The sequence below is a fragment of the Ensifer adhaerens genome (genome assembly GCF_002007205.1).
GTDB classification, from domain to species: domain Bacteria; phylum Pseudomonadota; class Alphaproteobacteria; order Rhizobiales; family Rhizobiaceae; genus Ensifer; species Ensifer adhaerens_D.
The window spans coordinates 882215-894674 of record NZ_LAZS01000012.1 but is presented as its reverse complement, the minus strand read 5'-3'; the positions used below and the strand labels follow the sequence as shown (position 1 = coordinate 894674).

The following is a 12460-nucleotide window of genomic DNA, read 5'->3' as shown; positions in this document are numbered from 1 at the left end:
GATGGGACTGGCGTTGGAAGCACAAAGGCAATGGTCGGTCCGCCATCAAAGGTGAAGGAGGACGTGCACCGCGATTACAGAAAGCTAATCCCGGCTCACACGCCAGATCACGTTGCCGACGTCGTCTGCGACAAGCAGCGCCCCCTTTCTGTCGATCGCAACTCCCACAGGGCGACCCATGGCTTTGCCTTTGGCGATGAAACCCGTGAGAACATCCCGGGGGCGTCCGTTTGGTTTTCCATTTTTGAAGGGGACAAAGATCACTTTGTAGCCGCTCGGGATGCTACGGTTCCAGGACCCGTGTTGGCCGATAAAGGCGCCATTTGCGAAGGGGGAGCCGAGCGATGTGCCCTTGGAGAAGGTCAATCCAAGTGAGGCGGTATGTGCGCCGAGCGCGTAGTCGGGCTTCACGGCCCTCGCTACAAGGTCCGGCCGAGATGGTTTGACCCGGGTATCGACGTTCTGACCAAAATAGCTGTAGGGCCAGCCGTAGAACGCCCCGTCGCGCACTGACGTCATGTAGTCGGGCACGAGGTCGTCGCCGAGTTCGTCGCGTTCATTGACGGCCACCCAGAGCGCCCCGCTCTGAGGGTTCCAGGAGAGGCCATTGGGATTTCGAAGGCCTGAGGCAAAAACGCGGGTACGACCACTTGCCTTGTCGACCTCGAGCACCGCGGCGCGGTTCTCTTCCACGGCCATGCCGTTTTCCGCGACGTTGCTGTTAGACCCGACGGTGACGTAGAGCTTGCGGCCGTCTCGGCTTGCGATCACATCCTTGGTCCAATGATGGTTGAGGTCTCCAGCCGGCAGATCGGTGATCTTCTGCGGTTTCGCCTTCACCCGAGTCTGACCATCGGAATAGGGAAACGCGACAAGAGCGTCGGTGTTGGCGACGAAGAGTTGGCCGCCGGACAGCGCCATGCCGAAGGGAGAGTTCAGGCCTTCAGCGAAGGTGCTGCGAAGGTCTGCTACGCCGTCGCCATTTTTGTCACGCAGAAGCGTGATGCGATTTGCGCTTTCAGTGGCGGCGCCCGCCCGCTTCATCGCCTGCCCGATGAACACCTTCTTCAGGCTGAATCCTTCATCATGTTTGGCTGGCGCATTGCTTTCCGCCACCAGGACATCGCCGTTCGGCAAGACAAGCAGCCAGCGCGGATGATCGAGGCGCGTCGCAAACGCGGTGACCTTCAATCCTCTGGCTGGCGTCGGAGCGCGCCTCTTCGGCCAGCCGGTTGCATCGGCAATGTTGACGATGGGTATCACGGTGGGGCGCGGTTTCGGCAGCGCCGGATTAAATCCGTAGCCAACCGCATCCTCGCCGCGAGCCGGCTGTCTCGCGGGTACGCCGGCACAACTCGCAACAACAGCGCTTATGCCGAATGTGAGGGCCAGTATTCGCGGAAAAGCAATATTCATGAGGTTTCCCCCGCAACGGCCAGTATCTGCGAACGTAAGACGCGATGTCCATTCGCATTATTCCATCTCTTGCTCAAAACGTGGATTTCTGTTGCTGGCGTTCGTTTGGTGCTTGGTCCCCAACGGCTACTTTGCAGCTCGGCCGATCGTGTCGGCCATGTACGCACCCCGAAAGCCCATAGGCAGGGGTCTGCCAGTGGTCGAATCCTTCACGGTCTGATGCTCAAGTTCCGCATTCAACTCAGCGCCCACAATCAGCAGGGTCACCGATAACCAGAGCCAAATGAGGAAACCGACAAGGCCACCGAGCGCGCCGTAGCTGGCATTGTAGTCGGCCAGATTGCCCAGATACCAGGCATAGGCCGAAGACATCACGATCCAAGCGGACGTTGCAAAGAGCGATCCCCAGGTTAACCAACGAACCTTTGGCGGCTCGCGACTGGGGCCAATGCGGTAAACGACTGCCGCTCCTGTCAACGCAGCCGCAATCACTAGTGCCCAGCCTGTAAGCAGGATCAAAGCTTCATTTGCCGGATCGAGGGAGACGAGCCGAAAGACCGCGGGCAGAGCGGCGGTGACGCCTATCATGATGATGAGGACAATCATCGCGCAAAGTGTGAAAAGGATTGCGATAACATTGAGCTTGAGAAATCCACGCTTCTCAACTTCCTGATAGGCAACATTCATTGCGTCGAAGAGCGCGAGCGTGCCGTTTCTGGCGCTCCAAAGCGTGATGGAGAGACTGACCAGGAAGGTGACGCTCAACGTCGTCTCGCGCATATGCACGAGCGCTTGGACCTGCGGTTCAAAAACATCGAATGCCCCCGGGGGCAGCGCGTAGGACAGAGCCTTCAGATGCTCGGCAATGTCGATGGGATCAGCGAGCAATCCGTACAGCGAGACAGTAGCACCCAATGCCGGGAACAGTGCAAGGAGCAGGTAAAACGTCACTCCGGCGGCGACGAACGCTACACGGTCGTTGGAAACTTCGTGCATAACGCGCCAAAGAACGTCGTAAAGCCCTTTTGGAGGGATGTCCTCGGGAACATCGGCATAGCGGCCATGATCATCATCCTCTTGCGCGCGCGTGGGAGTGCTGTTTGCCTCGTTTCGCCCAGGAGCGCGCCGATTGGGATCAAGCAGGTAAAGCGCAAACAACGCCGCTGCGCAGACGACGTAGGCCGTCGCGTGGCTTTTCGAGTGTGGGTATCTCGAGGTCATCACCAAACATCCGGTTGCTCGATTCCTAACGATCGGCGACGCTAAATGGATGCATCCTTCCCCACGATCATCTCCGATTTCGTCCCACCACTCGGGTGCCGAGTGCGCGCTTGCACTATGCCGCTGCTTCCCCATCGCGCTGCCGGGCGGTGTGCTACCGATCCCGCCTGCAAACGCTCCAAATGTAGCCGACAAGTCCCGCGGCAATCAGCGCTGGTGCAAAGTGGCGCCTGATACCATTTTCCGCCGTTGCGACGATGGCGTTTGCCTCAAGCACAGCAATCCTCGACGCCGTGGCTGCGATGGCCGCCAGTTCAATGCGAAGCCGGGTCGCTTCGGCGCGCAAGGCCTTCAGCTTCTCGCGTCGGTTGAGGATGGTCGCCAATTCGTCCGGCCGAGCGATAACCTTGCGCCTCGCATCTGCGGACGGGCGCGTCGGCGCTACGCCCGAGCCATCATCGCATTGGTAACCTGACTGATTGGACATCGCTGCCGCTCTCCTGCGCTCGATCGTACCCAACGAAACAGGCCTGCCGTTGTTCCACCCTCTAGCCTTGCCGTTGTCCGCCACGTGGAGACCTAACTTCTCTTCTTGGAACTCGCGGCTGCCGTTGTCGTCAGTCGAAAATCGGCCATTTCCTTCGCCGTCAAATAATAAAGGCGGTCCGCAGGCGTTTCCAAGGCGTTGAACCAGAGTTCGGCAGCAATGCCCATAGCCTCGAGATGGCGGGCGACACGTGCGGTGGCGGACTGGGTGGTCGACATGACCTCGTCTGCGGTGGGTACGACGTTGCTGACGTTAAATAGCTGGTGCACTCCAACCACCGCATCTTTTTCCGCGAGGCGTTCAACGCCGCCTGCAAGCACGATTGGACATGAGGATGCGCAAAGTGCTCCCGACCCAACTTTCGTCGTCAGCGATTTTTCGCGTATCAGCTTGGAAATTGCCAGCGCGTCGTCCACTGAGCCGCCAGGCGAGTTGAGTGCGACGGTTCTTACGTACTCCCCGCGAACTTCGATCTCTCGGGCAAAGCGCAAAGACGCGCCTGGATCGAAGGTACCTTCGACAAGCAGGACGCCGCCTGGGACAAGCTCCAACGTCATCGGCTTGTTCAGCACTTCGACCGGGCTCGATGGGTTTTGCGCAGCATCGCTCGGATCGCCCTTGGTTCCTTCAGGCGGCAGGAACGGGACCTGGTAGTCCGGGTCGGCGGTTGACAGCTTGGGGCTGGATTCCATGTTGCGAACATCGATCACGAGAAAAATCGCAGTCAATGACAGCAATAGATAAAACGCGCCTCGCATCGCGGTGCCATCGTCGAGGCGCTTCAAGGCCTTGATCGGTTCATCGATCCTCATGTGAGCGATCCTTGGGACGTATTCTTGGGTCGAGGTTTGTGATGTTGTTTGCCTCTTCCGTGGTTTTCTGCGATTCAAGCTCGCCGGCGACCTCCAGCAGATCCGAGCCGCTTTCCGTTAGCGCACGCTTCAATTCTATTGCCTGCACGAGTTCGGCTGCCGTGATGCGTTCGGCAAAAGGCATCCTCTCTTCCTGTTTTCGGATCGCGCCGTGCACGACTGCAAGAATGAACACGAGTACACCGGGCAGGAGATCGATGGAGATGGCGCCAGCCCATGCTGGAATAAAGTCCGAAGCGTAGAGCAAGACCGCTTCGGCGGACGATAGTGGAACGAACCTTCGCTCCTTTACCGGTGTGCGTGCAAGGATCTCGTCAGCTGCGTCGGACAGAACCTTTGACTGGGCCGCCACTGAAGCGCGCACTGTCGCCATTACCCTGTCCTGGCGGTCAACCAGGTCGGCATCGCCACCGTCGGCGACAGGTGCAATAAAGCCGAGTGAAAGATCATCGGCCGCGCGACGGATCGAAGGGGCAATTGAGGTCTGTCCGAGCGAGGCTATGACCCCGGTGAGTGCCACGACTTCCGAGGAGAACTGGTCGGCACGCGGTTCAATGGCGCCGGGTGCCGATACCAGCGTACGCATGGTCTCAAGCCGCTTGTGTCCTTGTTCGAACAACGTCGTTACCTGTTCGCGCGAGGCGTTGATGCCGTTCTCTAGATCTTTCATCTGCGCTGACATCTGCGACAGCAACTGGACGACGCTTCCTGAGCCGGTCGTACCGGTCAGAGCGCCCGATTGCCGCTCCGAAAGCGCCAGCTGAGCAAAGCGCTCGGAGGCGCGCTGGATATCGGGCAGAAGACTCTGGGCAGCAAGTGCGTTCTGGTGCGCCTGGTCGAGGTCGGCGGTATAGTCTTCGACCGTCTCGGCCAGGTGCTGCTCGAGTGCCGCAGAGCCGGCTAGTGCAGCAGCATTGAGCCAGCTTGACATGGCCATGATCATGACCGCGCCGATGGCCATCACACCCAGCATGGCGGCGCGGCCCGTATGGGTGGTGATATGCGGAAAGAAGCGCGCCATATAGGACCAGAATGCGTAGATGCCGACCGAGACGGAGGCCGAGTAGATGATCGCCGCGAAGAAGATCGCTGTTGGCGAACCGTCCAGGATGCTGCGCACGCCGAGATAAGTGTACACGCCGGAGGCAAGCGCTAGCACGGCAATGGCAAACCGCGTCATCGTTTCGACGGCAGCGACCCCGTCGTGCAATCGCTGGGATGCGCCGGTCGCCATGGGCCAGTCTCCGAAGAAGGAATGTATTCCTTAAAAGAGGATCAAGAAGGGGGCGGAATAAAGGCCGGTTTCAACACTGCGTCCCGGACAGCCGTTCGATTGACTGGGACGAGCAAAAGCGCGGAGGACGCGGAGTAAGCTTCAACGGCACCAAGCAAAGCACAAGACGCACGGAAGTCGCCCGAACAGTACCTAGGAACTATCGCGTCCTCAGGCAGTTGGTGGTGTGCGAGAAGGAGAGCGCCGATGACCCCAGATGATCGAAACTCCACGTTCTATGTGTTGACTGAGGACGATCCCTCCGCGCCAACAGACGCGGTTCCGGTTGGCTTCGAAGAGGCCTATGAGGAAGCTCAAAGGCGCACCGCAAGCGGCCTGGCGGTTCATGTCCTTTATACCGAAGACGCAACTCAAATGCAGCTGACGCGGTTTGCTGAGGCCGGAATCAGAACGAGCTTGGCTCCGCAAGGGTAAGGGGTACTTTCAGGCAACCCCGGTGTGTGCGCCACTCCATCCATCCGGCCGGCCATCGTCCCGCCGGCGCTCGCAGATACCGCCAGCCGGCGATCCAGACTTCAGAAATGTATGAGAATGGCGTCGTCGCAGTTTCCGCCTTCAGGGCAAAGTCGCACGCCCGAAGCGTAAAATCTGCTCGCGCAGGGATGGTTCAGCGACGCGACGGGAGGCCTCCCGATATGCAAACCAGGCACGTTTGCGCTCGCCCCTCTCCGGAAAGTTTCCACGCAGGCGAGCAACTTTCATCGCAAAAACATGGACCTTGCAGGAAATCTTCAGGCCACCGTCCAGCTTCTTCCTGTAGACGTAGTGGGCGATCGGAGCCCTCTGACAGCTGCCTTTTACGCCGGCCTCCTCGAACGCCTCCCTTGCCGCTACCTCATGAGCACGCTTTCCTTTCATGGGCCAACCCTTCGGGATAACCCAGCGACCGGTATCGCGGCTTGTGATGAGAAGTATTTCGAGCGGATGCCCCGTGCGGACACGATAGCACAAGGCCGCATACTGCAACCTCGGCGGACGGCGGAGCATCAACGGCACGTCGGCAAGGACCCTGTGCAGCAATTGCATGGGACGTTTTCTCCCTTGGCGCGAAAAGGGTTTGAAGAGAACGTCAAATGAACGGTGGAGCCCGGCGTTTGGTTCCTGCGAATTGCTGGACCGGAACCCGAAACCAATCGACGAGTTTAACGGATAATCGCCACATGAGGACTTACCAATGACCGATCGTCTGACGATGCAAGATCCCCGAACGCAATACCCCTCGCCGCCGTTCGCCCCGCAACCACAACCCATGCCGGGTCTTGTTGGCAAGTTGCACCCAAAGCCCGATCACGGCGAGAGGACCTACAAAGGGGCAGGTCGGCTGATAGGGCGCAAAGCCCTGATCACCGGGGGAGATTCTGGCATTGGGCGGGCCGCAGCGATTGCGTTTGCGCGTGAGGGTGCCGACGTCGCCATATCGTTCCTACCGGAGGAAGAACCGGACGCGAAAGAGGTTATCGAGTTGATCGAGGCCGAGGGCCGCAAGGCGCTCGCCTTGCCGGGTGACGTGAAGGATGAAGAATGGTGCCGCGCGTTGGTGTCGCGGGCACTGTCCGAGCTTGGTGGCATAGATATTCTGGTGATCAACGCGGCCCGACAACAGTTTCGCAAGGACGTCTCGCTTGTAACGTCGGAGGATTTTGACGCCACGATGAAGACCAACCTCTACGCCTTGCACTGGATTGCTCAGGCCGCCGAGCCGCATTTGCCCCCAGGCGCGTCCGTCATCACGACCGCGTCCATCCAGGCATATCAGCCATCGCCAATTCTTCTCGATTACGCGACGACCAAAGCTGGGATCGTCGCCTATACCAAGGCACTTGCAAAACAACTGATCGAGAAGGGTGTGCGGGCCAACGTCGTGGCACCGGGTCCATTCTGGACGGTCTTGCAGCCAAGCGGCGGCCAGCCTGACGAGAAGGTGAAGAACTTCGGGAAGGACAGCGATTTCGGTCGACCCGGCCAGCCGGTTGAGCTGGCCCCCATTTACGTCTTCCTCGCCTCGCAGGAGGCAAGTTTCGTCAATGGCGAAGTTTACGGTGCGACCGGCGGGAAAGGCGTTGATTGATGCCGGACGATGTCGGCGCGGCCGTTGCCGCGTCTGAATGGGCTGTCGGACCTAATCAAGGCGGTATTGGACGCAAAAGGCGGTGGGCTTCAATGAACGAAGACAGACTGTCGACTTACAAGAAAAAACGCGATTTCCAGCAAACGCAGGAACCGAGCGGGAAGGCTCGCGTCTCACCGTCGAACCGTCGGCGCTTCGTCATCCAGAAGCACGACGCCACGCGCTTGCACTACGATTTGAGACTTGAATTGGACGGCGTCTTCAAATCTTGGGCCGTTGCCAAGGGACCTTCGCTTGATCCCCACGACAAGAGGCTCGCGATCGAGGTGGAAGACCACCCTCTCGACTATGGCGACTTCGAAGGGACGATCCCAAAGGGTCAGTATGGCGGCGGAACAGTCATGTTGTGGGATCGAGGTTATTGGGAGTTCGAAGGGGAAAAATCCCCGGAGGCAGCGCTGAAGAAAGGTGACTTCAAGTTCTCGCTGGAGGGAACGCGCCTCCATGGCAGTTTTGTGCTGGTTCGAATGCGCAATGACCGGTTTGGAGGATCCCGGCCGAACTGGCTCCTGATCAAGCACCGCGACGACTATTCCGTGGCCAAGGACGGTGCGAAAGTCCTGGAAAATGCCACTTCCGTGGCTTCCGGTCGCAAGATGGACGACATCGCCAATGGGAAGGGCCGCAAACCGGCCGCCTTCATGATGACAAGGGGCGCGGTTGAGGCCGACGCAATATGGGACAGCAGACAGGGGCTGGCGGCGGCAGAACGCAAGAAATCACAAACGGGGCGCACAAAATCAGGGCGCGAAACCCTGCCTGATTTTATTGCGCCGCAGCTTTGCGAAACGGTCGAACGTCCACCGGCCGGCGATAAATGGCTACACGAAATCAAGTTTGACGGCTATCGAATGCAGTTGCGCGTGGTTGGCGGCGTGGCAACCTTGAAAACCCGGAAAGGGCTTGATTGGACGGCCAAATATCGCGAGATCTCTGAAGATGCGTCCTCCTTGCCGGATTGCATCATCGACGGGGAAATCTGCGCGCTTGATGAGCATGGCGCCCCGGACTTCGCTGCTCTCCAGGCGGCGCTTTCGGAAGGCAAGACAGGCAATCTCGTCTATTTCGCCTTTGACCTGGTGTTCCATGCGGGAGAGGATCTGCGAGCCATTCCGCTGGTTGAACGCAAAGAGCGTTTGCAGATTATGCTCAGCGAAATTGGCGACGATGCTCGACTTCGTTTCGTCGAGCATTTTGAGCGGGGCGGAGAGGCGGTACTTCGATCCGCATGCAAGCTTTCCCTCGAGGGTATTGTGTCAAAAAGGGCAGATGCTCCCTACCAGTCAGGCAGAACAGATACATGGTTGAAATCCAAGTGCCGGGCAGGCCATGAAGTGGTGATCGGCGGCTACGCCAAAACCAATGGCAGGTTCAGATCTCTTTTGGTCGGGGTCTACAGAGGCGACCATTTCGTCTATGTCGGACGGGTTGGGACTGGTTTTGGCGCAGCGAAGGTTGCAAGCTTGTCGCCGAGACTGAAAGAGGTCGAAAACGCAAAATCACCCTTCACCGGCATCGGTGCTCCGAAAAAGCAAGGCGAGGTCGTTTGGCTGAAGCCGGAACTTGTTGCGGAGATTGAGTTCGCGGGTTGGACGGCCGACGGGTTGGTGCGGCAAGCCGCCTTCAAGGGGCTTCGCGAGGATAAGCCAGCTGCCGAAGTTAAGGCAGAAAAGCCGGCCCCGCCTGCAAAGACTCCGACGCCGGAGCCGAGGGCAGGGGTCAAGGTGGCCCCGTCTCGCGTGGGCCAAAAGGCAGAAGTCCTGGGCGTCCTGGTATCCAGCCCCGACAAACCCCTATGGCCGGATGCCGGCGACGGTGAGCCGGTCACCAAGGAGCAGCTTGCCCGCTACTATGAGGCCGTTGGAGCCTGGCTGATCGATCACGTCCGGGGCAGGCCCTGTTCCGTCATCCGCGCCCCGGACGGTATTGCCGGTGAACAGTTCTTCCAGCGCCATGCAATGCCCGGCACTTCGAACCTCCTTGAACTTGTCACCGTCTTTGGCGACAGGAAACCGTACCTGCAGGTCGATCGCGTGGAGGGTCTGGTCGCGGTCGCACAGATGGGTGGCCTCGAACTTCATCCCTGGAACTGCGAGCCGGGCAGACCCGAAGTTCCCGGGCGCCTGGTGTTCGATCTCGATCCTGGGCCCGACGTGCCTTTCGCCGATGTCGTCGCCGCGGCAAAGGAAATGCGCGACCGGCTCGACGATCTCGGCCTTGTCAGCTTCTGCAAAACAACGGGCGGCAAGGGGCTCCACGTCGTCACGCCACTTGCGGGGAAATCTCGAAAGCCGCTTTCATGGGCCGGGGCCAAGGGGTTCGCCCATGATGTCTGCGAGCAAATGGCTCACGACAGTCCCGATCTTTATCTGATCAAGATGACGAAGAACCTTCGAAACGGCCGTATCTTCCTCGACTATCTGCGCAATGATCGAATGGCAACGGCCGTCGCTCCACTATCGCCGCGGGCCCGGTCAGGGGCGACTGTCTCGATGCCTCTCAACTGGGCGCAAGTGAAATCCGATCTCGACCCGAAGCGGTTCACAGTGCGCACGGTCCCGGCGCTCCTTGCCAAAACCACTGCCTGGGAAGATTACTGCGACAGCGAGCACTCTCTCGAACAAGCAATCAAGCGTCTCGGGAATACCAATCGGGCAGCGTGATCTGTCATGAAGACCGAACAGGATACGAAGGGTAAAGTGTCGCCAGGCCCGCGGCCGGGTGCGACCGCTGACCTGCCACACGATCGCGTCACGGTCGATCGGTTTCGCGATGCGTTTCCGCGTGCTCGCTGGAGCGACGGGCTGAAGGCCTGGTTTGTGCCGGGCCGCACCGCCGAGAGACGCATCGCGCGTTGGCGCGCCGAAATGGAAGCGGAACAGGGCGTGTTTGCCGACGAGAAGGGCAGGGACGCCTTTGCGTTCGAGCCGATTGTGAGCCGCTATCTTGAGGCCGCCGCCGCGGCGTTGGAAATCCGCACGCCTTTTTCACGGTCAATTATCGATCAGATCCGCGAGATACCTTTCGCGCGTTGGGACGTCGACCGCCGACTTTGGACCGTACCCTATCGTTCGCTCTTAGAACTTCGTCAACGCTGGCCAGAGATCGAAGCGGAAGCCGAGCGAAGCGAACCGGAGGCAAGAAAGGCACGTCGAGAGGCGCTCAAAGGTAGCGACGAGGAGCAGGATATAAAGGCAAGGGCAAGGGAAAAGCGCAGGCAGCGCTATCCGATACTCCTCGATGAGAGGCCGCCCTACGAGCGCGCGATCGCCACGCATATTGGAGTAGTCTTCTTGACCGGGTCTGACGGCGAACTGGCGGATATCAAAACGATCAGCGATTTCTATTTTCCTGCCCATGGTGGCGATGAATTTGTCTGGGTCACCTGGCGGCGGGGCTCGCTCGATGAACTGGTAAGGACCTGGCCCGAAAAAACGCCGCCGACACATTCTGAACTCAAGCGGGGCTGGTGGTTTCCGACATTGGAAGATTTGCGGCAGGCGCGTCGCCAGGCCCGATCGAAACGAGAAGCCGGAAGGCGTAGAGGTGAGGAGAGGCAATCCGGTGAATGATCAGCAACGGGTGCTGGAACAGTTTCTGCGGCTTCCTCCGCTCCACCCATGCGAGCTTTCCGGCCTCTGGCAAGGTCGGGGAGTTCCAACTGGTCATCCTTTCGATGGGGTCTTGGAGAACCTCGGCTGGTTCGGCAAGCGGTTCAATCCGGATCTGCGGGCCGATGCCCTGCTTTTTCACGCCGGTGGGCGAAAACTGCGAGCCATCGATCCGAAGTGGGTTCCGCTTCCACTCGCACTTCGCTTTCATGCGTTTGGAAGAACGCCCCTTGCAGCCGCGCTTTTTGCCCGTCTTCAACGCTGCTTTCAGGCAAAGGGTCCCGTCGCCTCGATCAAGACGGTTGCCTTTGAAGGCGTGGAGAGCGCGGCCATGATCTATGACGACCAGCCGATCGTCGACCATTTTCGACGGATCAACGACGACAGGTTGATGGGACTGATGGCCATGCGAGATGACGATCGGTTTTATGTCTTTGAACTTGAGAGGGTGATCGAACCCGTCGCGCTACCGCCGAACCTGCCCGCCGGCTGACGAGAGCCAGCCGTGCCGTCGCACATCTCAAGATCCAAGGGTCGCGGATGGTTCATTTCCGGCGACGACTTTCCGCTGCGACCGACTTTTTCAAGGCGTCCATGATGTTGACGACGTTGCTGGGTGCCGATGGCGTGGTTGACGATTTGGACTTGGCCCTGGACGGTCTTTTCATCGCCTTCTTCTTGGCAGCGATAATGTCGACCAGGCGTTCCTGCACGGGGTCCTCCACCATGCTGGGGCTCCAGTCCTTCGTCAGCTTCTTTATCAATCGCTGCACAAGCGGCATCATCTCAGGGTCCGCCTTGGCGTCGCTCGCCGCGGTGAAGTACGTTTCTTCGCCACGAACCTCGTCGCCGTAGCGCAACGTCCAGAGCACGATCCCCTTGCCACGCGGCTCGAGCATGACGGCTCGTTCCCGACGCGATATGACCAGTCGTGAAATACCGACCATTTTCTGGGCTTCCATCGCATCTCGGATAACAGAAAAGGCCTCCTGGCCGACCGGTTCGCTCGCTGAAAGGTAGTATGGCGTATCGAGCCATATCCACTCGATGCTGTCGAGCGGGGTGAACGTCGAGATATCGATGGTTTTGGTGCTTTCGAGCGCGACGGTCTCAAGCTCCTCGTCCTCGAGCACGACATACTCGTTTTCCCCGCGCTGGTAACCCTTGACCTCGTCGTCTTCCTTGACCTCTTTCCCGGTTACCGCATCGACGAAATGACTGACGACGCGGTTCTCGGTCTCGCGATTAAGCGTATGAAAGCGAACCTTCTCGCTATCGGACGTCGCCGGTATCATCTCAACCGGGCACGTCACCAGCGAGAGTTTCAGATAGCCTTTCCAGTAGGGGCGGACAGCCATGGCTCAATCTCCC

General features: G+C 59.3%; 12 protein-coding genes. 5 read left to right on the top strand and 7 right to left on the bottom strand.

Going from position 1 to position 12460, the window contains the following annotated elements:
- Positions 1-84: 84 nt before the first annotated feature.
- The 5 genes from XB14_RS28975 to XB14_RS28955 all read right to left on the bottom strand — a co-directional run bounded on the left by XB14_RS28975 (position 85) and on the right by XB14_RS28955 (position 5290).
- Entirely contained in the window at positions 85-1416 is a 1332-nt protein-coding gene (locus XB14_RS28975) for a PQQ-dependent sugar dehydrogenase (RefSeq protein ID WP_077967168.1), read from the bottom strand.
- Positions 1417-1542: 126 nt separating this feature from the next.
- Positions 1543-2637 carry a YihY/virulence factor BrkB family protein gene (locus tag XB14_RS28970; protein ID WP_077967166.1) on the bottom strand — a complete coding sequence of 365 codons (1095 nt, stop codon included), beginning with the start codon at positions 2635-2637 and terminating at the stop codon, positions 1543-1545.
- A 154-nt stretch (positions 2638-2791) separates the two neighbouring features.
- Positions 2792-3124, bottom strand: a complete 333-nt coding sequence (locus tag XB14_RS28965; RefSeq protein WP_077967164.1) for a hypothetical protein — start codon at positions 3122-3124, stop codon at positions 2792-2794.
- A gap of 92 nt (positions 3125-3216) precedes the next feature.
- Entirely contained in the window at positions 3217-3996 is a 780-nt protein-coding gene (locus tag XB14_RS28960; protein WP_077967162.1) for an ATP-dependent Clp protease proteolytic subunit, read from the bottom strand.
- Positions 3983-5290, bottom strand: a complete 1308-nt coding sequence (locus XB14_RS28955) for a hypothetical protein (protein ID WP_077967160.1) — start codon at positions 5288-5290, stop codon at positions 3983-3985. The genes XB14_RS28960 and XB14_RS28955 overlap by 14 nt, the downstream gene beginning before the upstream one ends.
- A 246-nt stretch (positions 5291-5536) precedes the next feature.
- Between XB14_RS28955 and XB14_RS28950 the strand changes: the two genes are divergently transcribed.
- A complete protein-coding gene (locus tag XB14_RS28950) occupies positions 5537-5764 on the top strand; it encodes a hypothetical protein (protein WP_077967158.1) in 228 nt (75 codons plus the stop codon).
- Between the two features lie 141 nt (positions 5765-5905).
- On the opposite strand, the gene XB14_RS28945 is transcribed toward XB14_RS28950, so the two are convergent.
- The gene (locus XB14_RS28945) at positions 5906-6376 is read right to left on the bottom strand and encodes an NUDIX hydrolase (RefSeq protein WP_077967156.1); all 471 of its coding nucleotides are present in this window, start codon (positions 6374-6376) and stop codon (positions 5906-5908) included.
- Between the two features lie 148 nt (positions 6377-6524).
- Between XB14_RS28945 and XB14_RS28940 the strand changes: the two genes are divergently transcribed.
- From XB14_RS28940 to XB14_RS28925, 4 genes are all read left to right on the top strand, one after another.
- Positions 6525-7418, top strand: a complete 894-nt coding sequence (locus XB14_RS28940; RefSeq protein WP_077967154.1) for an SDR family oxidoreductase — start codon at positions 6525-6527, stop codon at positions 7416-7418.
- Positions 7419-7510: 92 nt separating this feature from the next.
- Positions 7511-10141 carry a DNA ligase D gene (gene ligD, locus XB14_RS28935; RefSeq protein ID WP_077967152.1) on the top strand — a complete coding sequence of 877 codons (2631 nt, stop codon included), beginning with the start codon at positions 7511-7513 and terminating at the stop codon, positions 10139-10141.
- Between the two features lie 6 nt (positions 10142-10147).
- A complete protein-coding gene (locus tag XB14_RS28930; RefSeq protein ID WP_077967150.1) occupies positions 10148-11050 on the top strand; it encodes a hypothetical protein in 903 nt (300 codons plus the stop codon).
- The gene (locus XB14_RS28925; protein WP_077967149.1) at positions 11025-11582 is read left to right on the top strand and encodes a DUF4334 domain-containing protein; all 558 of its coding nucleotides are present in this window, start codon (positions 11025-11027) and stop codon (positions 11580-11582) included. Before XB14_RS28930 ends, XB14_RS28925 begins: the two co-directional genes overlap by 26 nt.
- Positions 11583-11634: 52 nt before the next feature.
- Here XB14_RS28925 and XB14_RS28920 read toward each other — a convergent pair whose 3' ends face one another.
- On the bottom strand, positions 11635-12447 hold the full coding sequence (locus tag XB14_RS28920) for a Ku protein (protein WP_077967148.1): 813 nt from the start codon (positions 12445-12447) through the stop codon (positions 11635-11637).
- Between the last annotated feature and the right edge of the window lie 13 nt (positions 12448-12460).